Annotated in this window: 19 protein-coding genes and 2 tRNA genes; 8 read left to right on the forward strand and 13 right to left on the reverse strand. The window is 55.2% G+C overall.

Annotated features, from left to right (window positions below):
- From RMSM_RS24230 to RMSM_RS24250, 5 genes are all read right to left on the reverse strand, one after another.
- A partial coding sequence (locus RMSM_RS24230; RefSeq protein ID WP_008702745.1) for a FecR family protein occupies positions 1–781 on the reverse strand: 781 nt, incomplete at its 3' end.
- Positions 778–1,320 (reverse strand): sigma-70 family RNA polymerase sigma factor, encoded by a 543-nt coding sequence (locus tag RMSM_RS37300; RefSeq protein WP_160168362.1) that lies wholly within the window; start codon positions 1,318–1,320, stop codon positions 778–780. The genes RMSM_RS24230 and RMSM_RS37300, both read right to left, overlap by 4 nt.
- A gap of 271 nt (positions 1,321–1,591) precedes the next feature.
- Complete coding sequence (locus RMSM_RS40080; protein WP_008702749.1) at positions 1,592–1,831, reverse strand: secreted protein; 240 nt, start codon at positions 1,829–1,831, stop codon at positions 1,592–1,594.
- A gap of 119 nt (positions 1,832–1,950) precedes the next feature.
- Positions 1,951–3,186 (reverse strand): DUF1559 domain-containing protein, encoded by a 1,236-nt coding sequence (locus RMSM_RS24245; protein WP_008702751.1) that lies wholly within the window; start codon positions 3,184–3,186, stop codon positions 1,951–1,953.
- Between the two features lie 434 nt (positions 3,187–3,620).
- The gene (locus RMSM_RS24250; protein WP_008702753.1) at positions 3,621–4,199 is read right to left on the reverse strand and encodes a DUF4416 family protein; all 579 of its coding nucleotides are present in this window, start codon (positions 4,197–4,199) and stop codon (positions 3,621–3,623) included.
- A 178-nt stretch (positions 4,200–4,377) separates the two neighbouring features.
- Between RMSM_RS24250 and RMSM_RS24255 the strand changes: the two genes are divergently transcribed.
- Positions 4,378–5,490 carry a pyridoxal phosphate-dependent aminotransferase gene (locus RMSM_RS24255; RefSeq protein WP_040769254.1) on the forward strand — a complete coding sequence of 371 codons (1,113 nt, stop codon included), beginning with the start codon at positions 4,378–4,380 and terminating at the stop codon, positions 5,488–5,490.
- Positions 5,491–5,612: 122 nt separating this feature from the next.
- On the opposite strand, the gene RMSM_RS41260 is transcribed toward RMSM_RS24255, so the two are convergent.
- Positions 5,613–5,789 carry a hypothetical protein gene (locus RMSM_RS41260; RefSeq protein WP_008702756.1) on the reverse strand — a complete coding sequence of 59 codons (177 nt, stop codon included), beginning with the start codon at positions 5,787–5,789 and terminating at the stop codon, positions 5,613–5,615.
- Positions 5,790–6,215: 426 nt separating this feature from the next.
- Between RMSM_RS41260 and RMSM_RS24260 the strand changes: the two genes are divergently transcribed.
- The 3 genes from RMSM_RS24260 to RMSM_RS24270 all read left to right on the forward strand — a co-directional run bounded on the left by RMSM_RS24260 (position 6,216) and on the right by RMSM_RS24270 (position 10,351).
- Positions 6,216–7,358: an NHL repeat-containing protein gene (locus tag RMSM_RS24260; RefSeq protein WP_052031788.1), complete on the forward strand. Its 1,143-nt coding sequence runs from the start codon at positions 6,216–6,218 to the stop codon at positions 7,356–7,358.
- Between the two features lie 54 nt (positions 7,359–7,412).
- The gene (locus RMSM_RS24265) at positions 7,413–8,462 is read left to right on the forward strand and encodes an L-threonylcarbamoyladenylate synthase (RefSeq protein WP_008702762.1); all 1,050 of its coding nucleotides are present in this window, start codon (positions 7,413–7,415) and stop codon (positions 8,460–8,462) included.
- 305 nt (positions 8,463–8,767) lie between these two features.
- Positions 8,768–10,351, forward strand: coding sequence for an ATP-binding protein (locus RMSM_RS24270; protein WP_008702765.1), 1,584 nt, complete (start codon positions 8,768–8,770; stop codon positions 10,349–10,351).
- Between the two features lie 59 nt (positions 10,352–10,410).
- Here the strand turns inward: RMSM_RS24270 and RMSM_RS24275 are convergent, their stop codons facing one another.
- The 4 genes from RMSM_RS24275 to arfB form a co-directional block, all read right to left on the reverse strand.
- Positions 10,411–11,046, reverse strand: coding sequence for a response regulator transcription factor (locus RMSM_RS24275; RefSeq protein ID WP_008702767.1), 636 nt, complete (start codon positions 11,044–11,046; stop codon positions 10,411–10,413).
- 93 nt (positions 11,047–11,139) lie between these two features.
- Positions 11,140–12,621: a sensor histidine kinase gene (locus RMSM_RS24280; RefSeq protein WP_008702770.1), complete on the reverse strand. Its 1,482-nt coding sequence runs from the start codon at positions 12,619–12,621 to the stop codon at positions 11,140–11,142.
- 22 nt (positions 12,622–12,643) lie between these two features.
- Positions 12,644–13,378 (reverse strand): UvrB/UvrC motif-containing protein, encoded by a 735-nt coding sequence (locus RMSM_RS24285; protein WP_040769258.1) that lies wholly within the window; start codon positions 13,376–13,378, stop codon positions 12,644–12,646.
- 304 nt (positions 13,379–13,682) lie between these two features.
- Positions 13,683–14,111: an alternative ribosome rescue aminoacyl-tRNA hydrolase ArfB gene (arfB, locus tag RMSM_RS24290; protein WP_008702774.1), complete on the reverse strand. Its 429-nt coding sequence runs from the start codon at positions 14,109–14,111 to the stop codon at positions 13,683–13,685.
- 149 nt (positions 14,112–14,260) lie between these two features.
- Between arfB and RMSM_RS24295 the strand changes: the two genes are divergently transcribed.
- Positions 14,261–15,643: an outer membrane protein assembly factor BamB family protein gene (locus tag RMSM_RS24295; RefSeq protein ID WP_008702775.1), complete on the forward strand. Its 1,383-nt coding sequence runs from the start codon at positions 14,261–14,263 to the stop codon at positions 15,641–15,643.
- Between the two features lie 34 nt (positions 15,644–15,677).
- Here the strand turns inward: RMSM_RS24295 and RMSM_RS24300 are convergent, their stop codons facing one another.
- Positions 15,678–16,874, reverse strand: a complete 1,197-nt coding sequence (locus RMSM_RS24300; protein ID WP_236622287.1) for an FAD:protein FMN transferase — start codon at positions 16,872–16,874, stop codon at positions 15,678–15,680.
- Positions 16,875–17,163: 289 nt separating this feature from the next.
- Between RMSM_RS24300 and RMSM_RS24305 the strand changes: the two genes are divergently transcribed.
- The 3 genes from RMSM_RS24305 to RMSM_RS24315 all read left to right on the forward strand — a co-directional run bounded on the left by RMSM_RS24305 (position 17,164) and on the right by RMSM_RS24315 (position 18,059).
- Positions 17,164–17,252, forward strand: a tRNA-Ser gene (locus tag RMSM_RS24305).
- A 122-nt stretch (positions 17,253–17,374) separates the two neighbouring features.
- Positions 17,375–17,447 (forward strand) — tRNA-Lys (locus RMSM_RS24310).
- A gap of 228 nt (positions 17,448–17,675) precedes the next feature.
- Entirely contained in the window at positions 17,676–18,059 is a 384-nt protein-coding gene (locus RMSM_RS24315; RefSeq protein ID WP_008702778.1) for a group I truncated hemoglobin, read from the forward strand.
- 61 nt (positions 18,060–18,120) lie between these two features.
- Here the strand turns inward: RMSM_RS24315 and RMSM_RS24320 are convergent, their stop codons facing one another.
- Both RMSM_RS24320 and RMSM_RS24325 read right to left on the reverse strand, forming a co-directional pair.
- Complete coding sequence (locus tag RMSM_RS24320) at positions 18,121–18,663, reverse strand: type 1 glutamine amidotransferase domain-containing protein (protein ID WP_008702780.1); 543 nt, start codon at positions 18,661–18,663, stop codon at positions 18,121–18,123.
- Between the two features lie 55 nt (positions 18,664–18,718).
- Positions 18,719–19,057 (reverse strand): P-II family nitrogen regulator, encoded by a 339-nt coding sequence (locus RMSM_RS24325; protein WP_008702781.1) that lies wholly within the window; start codon positions 19,055–19,057, stop codon positions 18,719–18,721.
- Positions 19,058–19,559 lie beyond the last annotated feature (502 nt).

Consider the following 19,559-nt stretch of genomic DNA (forward strand, 5'->3'; position numbering starts at 1 on the left):
CACCCTCAACAACTTGGACCTTGGTATCACCCGTTTGGTCCACGTCAACGACAAACCTAGTGCCGAGATCAACGATGTTGCCAAGCGGTGTGTCGACACGGAATCCTTTGGCGCCGTCGGGTGCATACACCGAACAACTGCCGCTGGCCAATTCCAATCGTGCATCATCCGAGACGACAAACACAGCCGGAGCTTCGATAATGGTGGTGGCGCCTGCGGGGAATCGAAGTTCCACCATCCCGCTGGTTAAAGCAAATTCGTGATTTAGCGGAACGAAGCTGCCAAGCGGCGGCGTCGCTTCGCCAAAAAACTTCGTTGCCAAAGCTTGCGTCAACTGCACTCGTGAATGATTGGCCACGCTGGGCTGCGGCGCAGCAAAGTCTTGTTTGGCAATCAGAGCTGAATCGGTCGGAGGGCGGTTCGAGGCAATAAGGGCAACGCCGATACACAATGCGATCGCAACCGCCAGCGATGCCCACCAGCTCCAACGTGCCGACGATGTTGACTTTTCACGACGGACTGACTCGCCCGTGTCTGCAATCGGGGCGGCTCGCATCGATTTGGCGAGCTGCAACAGGTCGGTGGCGTTTTGTGGCAGGTCGCCGACAGATTGGTGCAGGCGATTGAGGTCAAAATGTAGGTCGAGGTACTCAAGATACTGTTCTCGGGCTGTCGCATCAGACCGAAGGATTTCTTGCAATTGCGAATGTTGATTCGCGTCGATCGTTTGATGGAACAGTGCGTCGAGTAGATCGAGCAGCTCGTCATGCGAGTGGTTCATGTTACTGCCCCTTGCTGAGCCAGACGACGTTTGACACAGCTCAGCAGTTTGCGTCGTGTCAGACTGATGCGGTTGTACAACGTTTGTACCGACAACTCACTGGCTTCGGCAAATTCTTTCACTGTGGTATCGCCACGGTACGTCAATTCAATCAATTCCCGTTCGACCGATTTGATGCCTTGCAGACAAAGCCGTAACGCGTCCAGACGAAGATCAGGTTTCGTCGACGATGCTCCTCGGGATTCAGCCAACTTGTCGATTAAGTCGGCATCAAACTGCAATCGATCCCGATGGACCGAGCGAATAAAGTTTTTGACTTCGTAATGCGCGATGGTGCACGCCCATGGAAGAAAGGGACGCGATGGGTCATAGTCGGAAAACTTTTTCCAGAGCAGCAAACTGCTTCGTTGAAAGACATCCTCGGCGTCAGCTTTGTGTGGCAATAACGCGTAGATGTAGCCAAACAAACGATCGCGGTCTCGCGAAAAGTGTTCCAGAAAGTGTTCGTAGTCGGCATCCTGACGGGGTTCGTCGGTCATGTCTGTGCCGGGGTTGGGGGCGACGAAAGAGTGTCCAGCGTTGAGCACGCTTGCCACTATAAATAGCTCGTCCGCTGCCCCGGCTGACTTACCGAAAAAAATGAAGACCCGACGAGGTTTGCCGCCAAATTTCTTGGGGATCAAAAAAAAAGGCCCCATGCCTAGTGCAGACATGGGGCCTGGGACAATGATCAAACTGTAGTGTCGACGCAGACGCATGACGATCGACGCATGCGGCGAGTTCAACCGAATGCAAACGTTGCGGCCGCGATCAAACTTGTTCCGGAGCAGCGCGGATCGATCCTTCCCGCTGCAGATCGGGTTCTTCGGAATTGGTTTCCTTGAGTTCTGGATTCGCCTCGAGGTACTCGGCCATTTCGTCTTGGTCGGCAACTGCACCTGCCTTTTCGCCGCATCCGGCAAACGAGACGAGACAGCAAGTGGTCAACAAAACAAACGAAGCCGAGCGGAATGACTTCAGCGCGTTTGGAAAGGATGCAAAGGATTTCACGTCAGGGGTCTCTGTGAGATGGCAAAGGGAGAAAGTAAGAGTGAATCGTCTCTGCACCTTGATCGTGCAGAGACTGAAATTCGTCGGGGCGTTACAACGTGGGCTGGGGCCCGTCGGTCCTAGAACTCGCCGTCAATCGTTTCATTCCCACCGCGTGTGCCCAGCGATCCCCATAATCCGAATGGTGATTTGGACCCAGGGCGAGACAGGCTGCTGCCCAGGTGGACTTGTTCTGCGTTGCTGTCGCCCGCTTCGATCGAATCAGTCACGAACTTGACAGCGCCATCGGTCAATAGCACATGGCATCCGCCTTGATGGCGACTGCTCGGAGGCGCGATCGCCGAGTTACCGTGGTAGTTGCTGCTGCTGTTGGCGATGCAGAATTCGCTGTTAGGTGGCAGGATCGTATTGAATTGCCCGTACAGTGGTCGACCCGCACCCCATTTGTAACCGCGTTTTTGTTCCGCGTTACCGATGGTTATGCCTGATCCCCAGAATTGAGGTCGCTCGCTATCGATCAAGCTCCGGCAGGAAACCGCGTTGTTGACAAGACGAAGTTGTTGTCCCGATCCCGAATCCGATCCGCTCGCGGTGGTTTCTTTGGCTTCAGTGCGAATATCGGAATCGCCAAGGTCGGTGGCAATTTCACCCATGCAGATCGTGTTGGCCAAGCCGTCCAAGACGTCGCGGAACGCAGTGGGGTTTCGAGTGGTAAAGACGCCTCGGCATGATGCTCGTGCTAATTCGCCAAGGTTCGATGGGTTAACTCGGTTGCCATCGTCTCGAGCGAAGCCCCAATTACCCAGGTAACACGAGTCGCCGCTGCAGGCGGCGTAGTTGGTACGACCCGCCGACGGCAATCCGGTCCCCGGATCGCTTGGGCAGCGGAGCATCGGGATTTCGGTCAGCCACGGTTCGTAGCGTGACGTGTTGTGGTGGCTGATTTGCATCAATGGATTGCCGCCCATCGGTTGCCACGTGTTTCCGGTGACGGGATCCAGCAGCGGATTGGAAATCTGTTCCCAAAGCGCTTGCTGTTCCATAAACGGAAGCAATCCTACCAGGATGCTGAGTTCTTGGCGGTTGTGGCCTGTCGGAGCCACGATGCCAGCGGAATCGGGTCCGCCGGGGGCTTGGTTGGTTCCACCCATCAATTCAGGCAGCTGGTTGTAAGCCGCATGATAATTGTGAAGGGCGAGACCGAGTTGTTTGAAATTGTTGCTGCAGCTCATCCGCCGGGCGGCTTCACGAGCGGCTTGAACCGCCGGCAGCAACAATCCTACGAGAACGCCGATAATGGCGATAACGACGAGTAGCTCCACAAGCGTGAAGCCGGAACGGACTGTTCGTTTCATGGGAATACCCAAAAAGAGGAAGAAAAAACGAGACAAGGGAGAGAATTTGAAATGCCAGGAATGGCAGGTCGATTGAAAATCAAAAAAACATGCAACAAGCGTGGCTAGCAGGCTGTTGATTTAATCGAAATGCAAATCGCATCGGTGAGCCGAGGGCCGTAAGGCACCGGGTAATGCGTGGAACCCGGTCGCTGACGCGAGAGCGGCTCATTAAATCAACAGCCCGCTAGAAACGGATCTCTCATAAAATTCGCAACGCTATAGACTTCTTGTCGGCAGAATCCGCGACTTACCGACAAAAACGCAGAAAAAGTGAAAAGAAGGATACGCCCCTCCCTATCTTGCTCAAACCTTCGAAATTGAACTCGTCGGTGGTGTACAAAAGTCAATAGAGTGCGAGCGGGGGCATCGCTGAGACAGCACGACCCTGGACGTCAACGCCCGGGTTTGCTGGAAGGACGATTTCGGAATTTCCGAATCGATTTCAGATGTGCGCGGAGATGTTCTCGGCACTGCTGGGCGAATTGCTTGACATCATCGGTGCGATAATCGGGATAGGTCCAGCGGTGATCGATCCATTGGCGGTGGACATAAGTCAATGTCACTTCGGCGAACATCCCGTCGCGCAGGTAGATGCGGTGGTCGCGATCCTTGGTCGTCGCCAGCACCAATTTGGCCTGAGTCACGTAGCCCGGGTCGAGGTTCAGCGGGCGTGCCTCGTCAGTGGGGATCGCACCGGCACACTCGAGTTCCCAGAGATTGGTTTGTGTTTTCCAGTCGGCAAGTCCCGCGGGGTCTGCGAAATCACGAAAACCGACGATTGTTTTTTCGAGTGCCGAGCCCATTTCGCGAGTGTAGTAGCCACCCGCTTCGAATGGCATTTGCGGCGTTTGCACAAAGGTTTCACCCCAAGTTTCGTTCAACCGGCGGATCGCCCAATCACGCACTGCGTCATGCCGTGTGATGACGGCACAAAATCGGACGACCGGTTCAACGAATTGGATGACTGCCATTGCTTTGCAAATGCTCTGCGGGATTTAGTTTCAGGGATTGCTGGGGTAATCTAAGGGGACGAGCCGAGTGCAATCGACTTTGGTACGAACCGCGTCGTCTGGAATTCGGCCTGCGTTTGGCGGCGAAGTGGATTCGCTCGCTTTCCGTCTTCCTTCCTTGTCCTTCAAAAGTTTCATCATGCACCCATGGATCGCTGACCGTACCACCACGTTTGATAGTAGCGGAATTCGTAAGGTTTTTGATTTGGCTGCGAAGCTGAAGGATCCCGTCAATCTATCGATTGGTCAACCCGATTTTGACGTCCCCGAAGCGGTTCAGGATGCGACGATTGATGCCATACGTAGCGGCAAAAACGCCTACTCGCCGACCCAGGGGATAGCGCCGCTGCGGGAAGCGTTGCGGCAAGAAATTGCTGAAAAGTATTCTCACGAAGATCGCGATGTCTTTATCAGTAGCGGGACCAGCGGGGGATTGATGTTGTCGATCTTGACAATGGTCAATCCGGGCGACGAGGTGATTTTCCTGGACCCCTTCTTCGTGATGTATCCCGCACTACTGAAAATGTGTGGCGGAGTGCCTGTCGCGGTCAACTCGTATCCCGATTTCCGCTTGGACGTCAACAAGATCGCGGCTGCGATCACACCGCGTACGAAGATGATCCTGCTGAATAGCCCCGCTAACCCTACGGGGGTAACGGCCACCACGGCCGAGCTGAAAGCGGTCGCTGAATTGGCCGCCGAAAAGAACATCGCGTTGTTGTCGGACGAAATTTACAGCCGCTTTTTCTATGATGGTGAATTTGCATCCCCGGCGTACTACAACGACCAAACGATCGTGATCGATGGTTTCAGTAAGAGCCATGCGATGACTGGTTGGCGTGTGGGGTACGTCCATGGCCCCAGCGAAATCATTCGCACGATGCTGAAAATTCAGCAGTATACATTTGTGTGCGCCCCACAGCCGGCTCAGTGGGGGGCGCTACGGGCAATGGAAGTCAATCTAGGAGGGCATATTCAAGACTACAAACGCAAACGCGACATGGTCTTTGATGCACTATCGGATTGCTACGAAATCGCAAAACCAGGCGGGGCGTTTTACATGTTCCCCAAGGCTCCGATCGAAAGCGGAGCCAAGTTTGTCGAGCAAGCGATTGAGCGAGGGCTGTTGATCATCCCCGGCAATATTTTTAGCAGCCAGGATTCGCATTTTCGAATCAGCTTTGCCGCCAGCGACGAACAGCTTAAACGAGGGGTGGATATTCTCCGATCGATGGCAGGTGCCTCGGTGTGATCTCGCTAGCAGTGGAGAGTTCACGCGAGCCCGATGACATCTACTTTGGCACTAAACGGGTGCCGCTACCAGAGTAGATGGCATTGGACGCTAGCCCCCGCCGTGAATTCGCTGTCCTGGCCCTATTCGCCGTCCAGCCCCGTATTGCAACGCGTCACGTACAGACGCGATTGGTAACGAGCGTCACGGCAAATCGAAGCAACGACGGCATCAAGTGCCGACGTCGTCGGTGTCGAGATTGCTTGCGTTTGCGGTTCCGTTTGCGATTGCGGTTTAGGGGTCGCTGTGATTGATTGCATTATGATTCGCCTGTGAAAGTTAGAACTGTTTGTTGTTTTGTGGCAGAAGAGATTCGATTAGGGATCCATCCGCAAAGTGCCATGAAAAACAGAGCGTGAGTCAAATTATTTCGCATACGGCTGGGCCAACCATCGTCCAGCATGAAGGGCTACCAGGAATAGATGCGTATCTCGAGCATGCAAACCGCACAAATCTTTGAGTAAACCGACATTTTTTCCCAAGTGGCTGCGGGGCCAACACGCGAAATTGAAACGGCGCGAGATTGTAGTCGTGATGGCTAGGGCACTGACGTCACTCGAGGGAGGAGTCGGATGACATTCGCTGCTCTCCTTTTTTATTGCTTGTGGGGGGATTAGATTGAGTCGGGCGTGTGGTGACCCCCGCGCTCGCGTTCTCACATCCTGTCCTTTGAAGCCATGACAACCATGAAATCATCTTGTTTCCTTGCAGTCGTCGCCGTTTCTATCAGTTGTTGGTTGACATCTGTTTCGCAATCCTTGCCAGGCCAGTCACCGGACACCGCTTTGCCTCGTGTATGGGCGGGCACCGGAGCATCCCCATCCTCGAGTGCTCGGTACCCTAACCCACCGACCAAACGTTCACCTGCAGCGACCTCGTTAGGGAATCCGTTTGGCATCGAGATCATTGAAGACAAAGTATGGATCACCACCGTCGATGATCACTGCATTTGGCGGGCATCGATCAACCGAGACACGAGTGCAAGTCCGTCGGAACAGCGCGGCGAAAGCGACGATGCGACGCTGGTCCGTGTGGCAGGTTGTGGCGAGAAAGGTTACAGCGGTGATGGTGGTTCGGCACTCCAGGCGACCTTCAATTGGCCTCACGAAGTTCGTGTCGATCGCGATGGAAACTTGATTGTTGCGGATACCCGCAATCACGTTATCCGCCGGATTGATGCCAAGACAAACATCGTGACCACGATTGCAGGGGACGGTGTCGAAGGATTTTCTGGTGACGGCGGACCGGCGACCGAAGCGCGTTTAAAACATCCCCATAGTGTCGTCTTGGATGGCGAAGATGGAGTCTTGATTGCCGATACCCACAATCATCGGATCCGGCGTCTGGATCTTCGCACCGGCTTGATCGAAACGATTGCTGGGACCGGAGCCGGCAAATTGCCAACCGACGGGGCATTGGCTCGCCAAGCAACGCTGTACGGGCCTCGGTCGCTGGCGATTGACAAGCAATCGATCTGGATTGCACTTCGCGAGGGCAACAGTATTTGGCGAATTGATCGCGCCAGCGGTCGTATTCATCATGTCGCAGGCAGTGGCAAAAAGGGACGTTCCGGTGACGGAGGACCGGCGACCGAGGCCACGTTCAATGGTCCCAAAGGATTGGTGATGGATGATCAACGCCGCTTGCTTGTTGTCGATACCGAGAATCATTTGATCCGGCGGATCGATGTCGATGCCAATACAGTCGAAACGGTTTTGGGGAACGGGGCGCTGAAACTCAAACGGCCTCACGGCATCGCCTATGCAAATGGATTCGGCTACTTGCTCGGTGATTCCGAGAATCATCAAGTCGTCCATGGAAATCCGTAACCGTTCGCCACTTTCCTTTACCCTCCTCATAGTGTTCGGACCCCTTTGGGCTTGATGACTTTAATTCAACCTGCTTCTGATGATGTGCTCGATCGCGCCGCTGCATTGTTAGCGGCTGGAAAGCTGATTGCGATTCCGACCGAAACGGTCTACGGATTGGCGGCGAATGCGTGGGACCGCGATGCGGTGGCTAAGATTTTCGCGGCCAAACAGCGGCCGGCAACCAATCCGTTGATTGTTCACATTGCGGCGGTTGATCGTATGGATCAGGCGGTGAAGATGCCGTTAGCACCGGTGTTGCAGCGACAACTCGATTGTGTTGTTGGATTGTGGCCGGGGCCACTCACCGTGGTGCTGCCTCGAGCGGATCGTATTTCCGATTCGGTCACGGCGGGGCGAGATACGGTGGCGGTTCGAATCCCGTCGCATCCGGTCGCACTGCGATTGTTGGAGCGTTGTTCATTTCCGATTGCAGCGCCCAGTGCGAATCGTTCGAATTACGTTAGCCCCACCATGGCCAAACATTGTGATGGTGCAAAGGACCAGCCGGGGATTCATCAATTTATCGAGATGGTGATTGATGGAGGCGACTGTGATTTTGGTGTCGAGTCGACCATCGTCGCACTGCGGCCGGAGGGACCAAAATTGCTGCGGCCTGGCGGAGTGTCTGCGGAATCATTGGCGGAACGTTTCGGAATTTCGGTGTCCGATTTGACGGGGACTACCGCAGAATCGGAATCCCCGCCCGATGCGATCTCGAAGTCTACCGCTGCGATGATGGCGCCGGGGATGATGAAAGAACATTATTCGCCAACGACCCCGTTAATGTTGTGTGACTCGGCAACAGGCATGGCGTTGCCACCAAGGGTCGGCCGCATTGCATTCAAGCCACTGCCCGCGGCGGACGCAGCACGTTATACGGTGGTAGAAACGTTAAGTGATTCCGAGGATCTTCACGAAGTGGCCAAGGGGTTGTTTGCAGCACTCAGGCGATTGGACCACACCGGGCTTGATTTGATCCTGATCGATCACTGCGAACCGGTCGGTATCGGTATGGCGATCATGGATCGCATCCATCGTGCTGCCGCGAAGCATGCAGACTGAATCGCCCGCCTGATTGCCTCCGCATGCGACCAGTGTTCATGCGTCTCTTGCTAAAAAGTACCCACGGTTTGTTGCCTAATCGCCAACCGCAGTGGTGGACTTGTCTTGCTAACACGGTGGTAACGATTGCAGCGATCAGTGGGAAAAAAACAGGTGCCACGGACAGGGGGTTCATCCGTTTGTTTCGGACGTGATCGCGGATTGTTTTCGTTGCGAGCCGATAACCCAATCAGTGATTCGTGTGCGTCACGCGATGTTGATAAGGGGCGAACCAGTTTGGTCCAAAGTTTTCAAAGAATTGCTCAATGAATCCCGCGAAACCGTCCAGTGACTCGAAACAAAGCGTAGCCGAAGATCAACTAGATGCACTGCTGTCGCGAATTCATTCGCTCAGCGGAGAAGGTGCAACGCCGCGAGCTGAGGAGCAGCCGCGACCGAAGCAGACGCCGCGTCCCGCAGCGGCACCGCCGCCAAACGCAGGCGGGGCGGCGGCGGTTTCGGGGGTGACTAACCCGGCACGTGAATCGGCGTCGCCGGCTGTACCGCCAACACGCCCGACATCGTCGGCAAACGTTCAAGTGCGTCAGCAAACGCCCCCGCTGATCGGGTTCAAACCGTCACGTGACGAGCCATGGCGACCTGCCGAGCCCCAAGATTCCCACGAATCTCGCATCAATGAAACGCTGCTCGAAGCAATCATCTATCGTTTTCTGAGAAACATCGGTGAATGCGCCGGTCGTAAAGTGGCCGATCAAGTCAAATTGCCGTTTCGGATGGTCGAGCCGATTTTGAATCGGTTGAAATCCGATCAACGTGTTGCCTATAAGAGTTCGACTTCGACGAACGACTATGTGTATGTGTTGACGGAATCGGGTCGCGAGATCGCACGGTTGATGCAACAGGATTGTACCTATTACGGCGCCTGTCCAGTCAGTTTGACCGACTACGTCAACAGCGTCAAAAGACAAACGATCGAGGGTCAGTATCCGAAAAAGGTCGATCTTGAACGTGCGTTTAGCGATCTGTTGATCAATCCGCAAATGTTGATACGGTTGGGACCCGCCGTAGCAAGCGGTCGCGGAATGTTTTTATTTGGTTTCCCAGGCAATGGAAAAACGTCGATTGCCGAACGTGTCACCGGAGCGTTTGGGAAGTACCTGTGGATTCCGCGGGCAGTGGAAATAGACGGCGCTGTGATGCGAGTCTATGACCCGATGAACCATGAAATCGCGATGCCCGAAGGGGGAAGTGGCATTCTGGATATCGGCGGTTTTGACAAGCGTTGGGTGCGAATCAAACGACCCACGATTGTCGCCGGGGGTGAACTGACGCTGGATATGTTGGAAGTCCAATTCAATCCCGAGAGCAATATCTCGGAGTCGCCGCTGCAGTTAAAAAGCAATTGTGGCACGCTGGTGATCGATGACTTTGGGCGTCAAAAAATGAGTGTGGATCAGCTGCTGAATCGCTGGATCATCCCATTGGAAAAACGCTATGACTTTTTGAACATGGCCAACGGAAAGAAAATCCAGGTGCCATTTGATCAGTTGGTCATTTTCAGCACCAATCTCGAGCCCAAGGATTTGGTGGATGACGCGTTCCTGCGTCGTATCCCTTACAAGATCGAAGTACCCAATCCACCCGAAGCGGACTTTCGAAAACTGTTCGAGATCATGTGCAAGATTACGAAGATCCCGTACAACGCCGACGCGATCGATTATTTAATCAAAACGCACTACTTGCCTGTGAACCGCCCATTTCGAAATTGCCAACCACGCGACTTGTTGCTGCAGGTACGCAATTTCTGCCTCTACAACGACTTGAAGGTCGAACTGAAGAACGAGTACTTCGATTTTGCCGTCGACAATTACTTCTCGGTGATGACTTAGCCGGCATGACTTAGTTTTAGTTTGGGCACGACTTAGTCCGACGCGAAACGGCGACAACCCTACTGGTCATCGTCGTCGTCGGATTCATCGTCGGCATCGGGAATCGCCGGATCTTCGGGAGCCCGTTTGCGAAGTTTGCGTTGTAGCGAGCGGCGGTGGATTCCCAATCGCCGTGCCGCTTCGCTGATGTTATTGCCGCATTCCGACAAGACGCGGTGGATATGTTCCCACTCGTTGCGAGCAAGCGATGGGGCGGGAAAGGCGGTCGCCCCGTCCGGAACGCTTGGCTCGACTCCGCGGACAAACGCCGACAAGATATCGTCGGCATCGGCAGGTTTGCTCAAAAAGTTAACCGCACCCGCTCGTACCGCATCGATCGATGCAGGGATGCTTCCGAAACCCGACAGCAGGATGACACGGGTGTTTGGTTTCATCTGCAGCAATTTTCGCAGCAGTTCCAATCCGCTTTTGCCCGGCATTCGCAAATCGAGCACGGCCAAATCGGTTGGCCGTTGGCTGAATACCTCGACCGCTTGGTCATAATCCGCCGCCATCTCGACGCGAAATCCACGCTGCTGCATTGCTAACGACAAACGTTCACGCAACACCAGCGTGTCGTCGACCAACAGTATGCTGTCGGCGCCTACGGTTGCCGCGTTATAGACAGGAGGGGTTTCGCTTGTGGGGTCGATCATTGGATATAACTTTCACGGTGGATCCGCATCGCATCCTATCGTAACACAAACTCGGTTCATCACGAACCGTGCATGGCAAAAAGCGACCGACACCTATCCGCTTTTTGAATCGGCCAGCTTGGGGTCTACCCCGCTGAGGGGATTCGCTGAATTCAGTTCCGTTCCGCTGTTGCTGTGCAGCCGAATGTCGTCTTGTTGCAGCGGCAAACGAACGATCGCGCGCGTTCCATGTCCTGGGCTGGATTCAAATTTCAGATCGCCACCAAGTTGCGAGATCACGTTGCGCGTCAAGAAGAGTCCCAAGCCGATTCCCCGGCCGGGTTCCTTGGTGGTGAAAAAGGGTTCCCCTGCACGCTCAAGCACATCGCCGGTCATGCCGTTGCCGCTATCGTGTACCATCAGTTGCAAGTGTTGGTCGTCGAGCGAGGTTTCGACTCGCACGCGGCCTTCGCTGCCGCTCGCATCCAGCCCATTGTGAATCAAGTTGCGGATGGCTTGCGCGACCGCTTCGCGTGGCACCCATAGCTCTTGGTTCTCGACACGGTCGCTGCCGTCGTCCACGTCGACGCGATGGGGGTCCCGAATGCCTTCGAGCGTGGCGTCAATCAGATCACCGACGGTGGTTTGATCCCAGCGATGGGCCATCGCATCGCCGGCGGCCGAACGCATCCGCGCCAAGATTTGACGGCACATCTCAAGCTGTCCATCGATCAATCGCAGATCGGTGTCGACCGATTGGGGTTTTTCGCAGTCTTCGAGATGGCGTGACAATTCGCGAACGATCACGTCGATGGTCGACAGCGGTGTCGCCAATTCGTGAGCAGCACCCGCGGCAAGGGTGGTGAGACCTTCGAGCCGATGACTTGCCGCATGGGCGGCTTGCGCACGCCGCAGTTCACGCTCGCGATGTTGCAGTTCCCCGGCGGTGCGAGTGACGTAATACGTGACCACGGTTGCACAAGTCGAAAATGCAAACAGCAGCCCGCCGGTGTGCAGATTGAAGTCGGTGGCCGGTTGGCGAATGGTAATGCCTTGGACCGGAACATTGAACCGCAGCAAGATCATGTAGCCAATGATCGCAAACGCCGTCATCGACCATGCCGGCCGTGGCCGGATCATCACGCCGCCGACAGCCAGATTGACAAAATAAAAGAAGCTAAATGGATTGTCCGCGCCGCCGCTAAAATAGAGCAACAGCGTCAACGTCACCAGGTCGAGTAGCATCAAAGCAAGTGCTATCGACTGTAACAGCGTCGGGTCTTCTTCGGCGGCAAACGGGTCGGTGGTCGGATTCTCACCCGAGGCCATCGATTCAACAACCAGCCCCGAAGTCGATCGTCCCGCTTGGGTGTAATACAACCATGCCACACACATCAAATTGGTGACGGCGGTGATCCCCACCAAAATCAGTAGCGGCGTGAAGGGTAGCTTAACATCAGCTAAAAACACCGCAGCCAAGATCGTGATCAATTGGCCCGCGACTGCCATCCAACGCAAATGCAGCAGCCAGGTGAAGGATCCACGCCGCGCTGGGGCGATCAAAGGAATCGGAATGGGGTCGCGAGCAGCATGCACGATTCGTGAGGATCCTTCTGACCTAGTTCGCTTCACGACGAGTGAGTTCATCGCGAAGCTTTGCGGCCAATTCGTACTGCTCTTGTTCGACCGCCGCAGCCAACTGTTCTTTTAACGTTTTGCCCACCGAATATTCGTTCCGCAATGATTCTCGCATTTCGATCAAACGGATGACCAATTCGTCGTCTTCGTAGTGATCTTCGGCCTCGTGCTTGACAAAGAATTGGTAGATCACATCCAGCCCTTGGTTGATGGCCTGGATCGCTTCTTCGGCGGTGTGGTCTTCGAGTTCACCCAGTGCGTGTGCTTGGGTTCGGTGAAACAAAACGAACGGACGGTATTGTTCGTGCGCCGCCCCCCATTCTTCGTCGGGACTCATTTCACTGCTCAGATCCATCAACCGCAGCGTGTGATCGGCATCCATCACCGCGCGGTGGTAGTACTGCAGCCGTAACCAACAAATGCGCCGGTGATAAAACTGCATGAACTCGCGATCGACTTCGTTGCACTCGTTCTCGTCTAACTTGTGCTCGGCGTCTTCTAGCCGGATGTGTTGCAAGTGCTCGAGATACGTTTCACTTTCTTCATAGACGGCACCGTCGGGGCGACCGGTCGTTTCGAGCTGTAGCATCCCCATGTCGATCCGCATCTGGATGACATCGCGTCCGTCTTTGCCTTTGACTAATCGGACATTCAGATTTCCAGGGTCGAATTCCCACTTGGAAAGTAGTTCGTCAAAGTGAATCGCTCGCTTCATCAATCCGTTCTGTTCAATAGGGTTGAAAACCGGCTGTTTCAGCGCCGAGTCTTGAGTATAACAGCCTGCCAAGCTCGGTGAAGCATTGTTGACATTTTACCCCCGATCCGCTTGCCTGCTCGGCCGCTCGCGAGCGGCGGCTCGCAAGCCCTTGTTCCAGAGACAATTCAATGGTTCCAGAGTCGATACTACGCCGTTTGCGAGCTCATTGAGGGTCTCTGGCTGGCGGATTCAATGCCGCTAATCGGCGGGGGGACGGCGGTTCGTCCTTAGGAAACATAGGTCAATTGAGGCGGTAAGAAGCCTAATCGTCCATTCGAGGACCACGCCGGTTGTGCTTTTTTTGCGAGTTTTGACGTTTTTTGTCTAACCTTCGTCGCTGGCTTCCGCGGGTTGGCTTGGTCGCCTTGCGAGGGGTCGGAGGAGCCTGGCATTCTAATAGCATTTCAGCCAATTTGGTGCGAGCGTCGGCGAGATTGCGGGCTTGGTCGCGATACCGCTCGCTATGGACCAGCAATTCGCCATCACGGGTGATCCGATTCTGATAACGGTTGATAAACCGCCGTCGCCACCCTGGGTCAAAACCGCGGCAATCCGCCAGCGACCACCGCAATGTTACTTTCGAATTGACTTTATTGACATTCTGGCCGCCCGGACCGCTGCTACGTGCCGCCGTGAAATTTAAATCCCCCGCCGGAATCGAAAGCCGTGTATTTACAAATAGATCATTCATGGTTCTGCGTTAGATTGTAGACCGCGCGCAAGTGGCGTCGACCGCAGCAATGTATTTTTGCCAACGTTGGCAATTCCAACAAAGCTGACGTAAGTTGAGTGCGATTCATTCCCTATCGTTTTATCGAAGTACACCCCGGAGACGTTTGAATGGTTTTTGTTGTGCGTTGTCAATTTGGAATCCTCTCGTTGCTTTTCTTTGGTTTAACATGCCTCGCGATCGCCCCGGCAGCGATGGGCGATGAGGCCGACGCCAGCGGATCGTCGCTTCATTGGCCTCGTCTGTTAGGAGAAAATTTTGACGGTGACGCGGTGACCGACCAAACGTTTGATTGGTCCGAAAAACCTCGCTTCCTGTGGTCGTTGGAAGTCGGCGAGGGCTATGGGCTCGGTTCGGTATGGGGAGACGAATATTTTCAGTTCGACGCCGGATCATCTTCGTCTGGCCCAACAGAGCGACTTCGTTGCATCGACCTGAACACGGGCAAGGTGAAGTGGCAAGATGCCCGGCCGCTGGAGTACCGCGATATGTACGGTTACGAAAGCGGTCCCCGTTCTACCCCGACACTAGATTCTCAGTCGGTGTTCACTTTGGGTGTCGCCGGTGAATTGGTTTGCCGAGACCGCCGAACGCATCAAGTCCGCTGGGCGGTGGACACCAATGAAAAATATGGCGTGGTTCAAAACTTTTTTGGTGTCGGATCGTCCCCGCTGCTTGTGGATGATTTGGTTATCGTGATGGTTGGCGGCAGCCCTAGCGAAGACGCGTCGATCGCGCCCGGAAGGTTGGATCGGGTTTCACCCAATGGTTCGGCCTTGGTTGCATTCGACAAAGCGACCGGGAAAGAACGATGGAAGTGCGGTGATGATCTGGCGAGCTACAGCAGTCCGAGAACGATCGAAATCGATGGCCACACTCGAGTGCTTGTTTATGCTCGCGACAACCTATTGTGCGTCGACCCGAAGCTTGGCAAAGTGCTTTGGAAGTATCCGCATCGCGCCGATATTCTTGAGAGTGCGATTGCGATGACCCCCGTGGTCGATGCCAACCAGGTGTTTCTGAGCGAGTGTTATCAAATCGGCAGTGTGCTGCTAAATGTGACCGACCAGCAAGCCAAAGAGGTTTGGAAAGACCCTCCGTTTGATCGCCGCAGTCAAGCGATGCGGTCACACTGGGCCACTCCCGTTTTGATCGACGGGTTTTTGTATGGATGCAGTGGCCGTAACGCCCCCGACAGTGATTTTCGCTGTGTGAAATGGGACACCGGCGAAGTGCAATGGACCGATTCACGTCGCACACGTTCCTCGGCGACTCGTGTCGGCAACGTGATGCTGGTGTTAGAGGAACGCGGCACGTTGCAAGTGGTGAAGGCCAATCCGGAAAAGTTTGAATTGATCAGCGAGTGGCGGCTCGATCAAGGCGACGGTGACGTGCCGGCGATCCGCTACCCCTGTTGGTCGGCGCCGATTGTGGTCGGCAACCGGATGTTGGTGCGAGGCGACGAGCGAGTGGTTTGTTTCGAATGTCGTTGATCGCGCGGAGATCATAACGCACGCGTCCCCTTGTTCACACGCGGTCGCTTTCGTCGGGAGCGTCGATCCAGTGGAATTCGCCCAGCGTTTCAATCTTGACCGAATCTTGTTTCTTTCCTCGGTGGACCATCATCGCGGCGGTCAGTTGGTTTTGTTGGAACTGGTCGCGGACAACCTTGGAACCGGAAACAAACAGCCCGGTCGCCAAGGCATCGGCATCGGTCGCGTTGTCCATCAGCAACGTCAATGACAACAGATCACCTGCGGGGTAACCGGTCCGAGGGTCGATCACATGACCGTAGCGACGTCCTTGATGATGAAAGAATTGTTTGCCCGACCCGCTGGTCGCGAGTGCTTGGTTGCGAAGCCAGATGCCGGCGAGTCGCCGGTTCGATTTGGTGGGATGAGCGAGTCCGACGGCCCACCCCAGTCCGCTGCCTGGGGTTTGATCGCCGCTTGCGATCACGCTGCTATTGCCGCCATGGATCAAAAAATCGTTGACGCCTCGGTCGCGTAGATGATTCGCTAATCGGTCCAGCGCGTCTCCTTTGCCGATACCACCAAGATTGATCGCCATGCCCGAAACGGCAAAGCCAACCGTATGGTTGCTCGGGTCGAGGTTGAGATGTTGATACCCGACCAACCGACGAGCATTTTGGATTTCGTCGTCCGATGGTTTTTTACCACTGCGTTGGGTGAACCCCCACGCTTCGACCAGCGGTGCGGCGGTGATATCGAACGCGCCGCCGGTTTGTTCGCCCCAGTGAACCGCGCGTTGCAGCACTGCAAACGTCGGCGGGGAAACCGAGACGGCGGTTTCGCTCGCCAGCAGATTGATTCGCGAGATCTCGCTCGTCGGGCGATAGATGGTCAGGTCCGCTTCGATTTGTTCGAGCAGGTCGGCGGCTTCGACTGCGGCTTCGACCGCTCGGCCGGATTCAGCGTCGGCGGGACCCAGGTCCGCTGCGGTCGCCGCCGCAGAGTCGGACAAATCGTGACTCGATGTCTCGGGCTTGGGCGTCTCGGACTCAAGCGTCCCGGGCATGGGCGTCTCAGGCTTGGGCGTCTCAGGATTGGGCAACAGGATCACAAACTCGGTAGCCATTGCCCGGCGAGTGACTTGGCAGATCGAGTAGGCATCGGCGGCAGCGGGGTGGGGAGATTCCTGCGGGGCGCGGGAATCTCTGGGGCTGCTGTGATGTTCGTCCGAGGAAGAGGGGGGCGGGTTCATCCAGAGGGTCGGTGTTTGGAGGAATGGGAGGTGAAAAGGATGCGAAAAGTTAGAGATTTTTTTTCAGCTGGTAGTGAACTTTGAACCGATCCCATTGTCTATTGGTGAGTCGCTAGCGGCGTCGAGCCCGTCAATTGCTGGTAAATACGGAGGATATGCGGTTCTTAACGTTTTTGCAGCGGCTGAAAAAAAGCCTTGCCAACATCGGCCAAGCGAGGGTTGCGTTTTCGGAGCGGATTCAGCACAATCTGGCTTGCTTGACTGAAGTTTAGCGAAGCAAAGCAAATAGGGAGCGGTGGCTGAGTGGTCGAAAGCGCCGGTTTGCTAAATCGGTGATCCGGGAAACTGGGTCCGCAGGTTCGAATCCTGTCCGCTCCGCTTAGTTGAAGACCCAAAAGCATCAAGCCAAGAAAAACTTGGTTGCTCTTGGGTTTTTTATTCGGTATTTCCAAAGTCAGGTGATTTTCAAGTGGTTTGGTTTTTCCTGCCATCGAAAATCAGAGGGCGTAGCTCAGTCGGTAGAGCAACGGACTTTTAATCCGTTGGTCCTGGGTTCGAGTCCCAGCGCCCTCACTCGTCGTTTCTAGCGACAGATAACCCGGTGTCCCCATCAAGGACGCCGGGTTTTCTTTTGCGCGTTCAGAGGCGGTCGCGATGGGGCGTGTCGCCGGTCGCTTCAGGACTGTTGGGTTGCTCGGATTGGCGTGCTCACAGAAGCGGCGTTGAAAGTCTTGGCGGCATTGGCGGAACCCAGTATGCTACACCCGTTCTCTACACCGCCACACGCAAGGCTTCGCTTCGATGAATCATGATTCGCCCGAATTGTTTGATCGAATGGGGGGAGCCGAAGCGCTCTCCGCGATCGTCAAAGATATGTATGAGCGTATCTTTAAGGACCCCGAGCTTGCACCATTTTTTCAGAATGTGCAGACCGATCGGCTGCGAAAGATGCAGTACGAATTCTTGGCCTCGGCTTTTCAGGGGCCTGTTAATTACACCGGAGCCGAATTGACTGCGATTCATCACAATCGCGGAATCCACGCCGGCCACTTTGCCAAGTTCTGTAGCCACTTTGCCGACGCGGCCAGGGCGCACGGTGCCAGAGAAGCCGATGTCGATCAAGCGCTCGGCCAATTGGCGACCTACAAAGACAAGATCACCGGCGACTCGAATATTGACGGCTAATTGGTATGGACGGCTGATTCGATCAGCCGTCCGCAAACTTGATTTCGATGTTCGGGGCGGCTTAGCTTTGGCTGCTCATCATTCGGATGATCGCGCGACAGAATTCGGGAAGATCGTCGGGGCGACGGCTGGTGATGTGGTGCCCATCGACAATGACAGCTTCGTCTTCGTAGGTCGCTCCGGCGTTGACAAGATCGTCTTTGATCCCCGGTGACCCTGTCACGCGGACTCCGCGATAGACGCCTGCCGAGATGGGAATCCAGCCGCCATGGCAGATTGCCGCAATCGGCTTCTTGGCAGCATCAAAATCGCGAACAAGTTGCAGCAGTACCGGATCTCGTCGCAGTTTGTCGGGCATGAACCCACCGGGCACAATTAAGGCATCAAAATCGTTGGCGTTCATATCAGCGATTGCAGCGTCGCTGGTACAGGGATAGCCATGTTTGCCGTTGTAGTGTTGGTCGGCTGCGGGGCCGGCAATGGTCGTTGTAGCACCTGCCTCTTCGAGCCGCAGTTTGGGGTACCACAGCTCGAGGTCTTCGTAGATTTCACCGACCAGGATCAGAATGCGTTGGCCGGACAATGGGGAATCGCTACTGGACATCTAAAGGATTCCTTTCGTGGGGATTGCGGAATCGAGGGAGTGTGTTGATGGGCTGCTAGATCGCTTCGCTGCCGCGTTCGCCGGTGCGGATGCGGATGCAGTCATCCATCGGCAAAACAAAGATTTTACCATCGCCGATTTCGCCGGTGTGGCCGCCTTCGAGGATCGCATCGACGGTGGGTTTAACGAACTCTTCGTTCACGGCGATCTGCAGCTGGACTTTTCGCAGTAGATTCACGCTGAATTCGTGCCCGCGATAGATTCCGGATTGGCCTTTTTGGCGTCCAAATCCTTGGCAATCCATCACGGTCAAACGAAAGACCTCGACTTTGGTCAGAGCTTCTTTGACGGCTTCAAGCCGACTCGGCTGGATGATGGCGATAATCAGCTTCACGACTAAGAACGATCGAGAAAAGAGGATGGCGAGCGATTCCCAGCGACGACTGGGTAATCATGAGCAAACGGGCACGATAACGGCATTGTACGGCGACAACCCTCGAGGGCGTAGGGCGTGCCCGATTGCAAAAGTGCATAAAAAAAGCCTCGCGACGTTAATCGCGAGACTTGTGAGCGAAACCCCGACCCGGACGAGTGAGGCGGACACTCGCCACGGGCCGTTGGGGCTCATTCTGACTCCGTGAGGAGCCAAAAAAAACAGCTTGGTCTTTCCGCCTTACCGGGCTGCCCCGCCGTTGCAGTGAGAGAATCCATCTCGTGCAACGGCGGAGCTGCGGTAGGTAGCTTCTAACAGAAAGGCGTTCTCCTTCAGCCTTTCGCGGGTCTCTGCGTTAGGCAGTGACGCCTGCTCCGCTGTACGAATCCGATGGGTAGGCGTGCATGCCGTGCTCGGAAACGTCCAGTCCAGTCTTTTTTCTCTTCTGGTGATACTCGCAGCA

The sequence above is a fragment of the Rhodopirellula maiorica SM1 genome (genome assembly GCF_000346295.1).
GTDB classification, from domain to species: Bacteria; Planctomycetota; Planctomycetia; order Pirellulales; family Pirellulaceae; genus Novipirellula; species Novipirellula maiorica.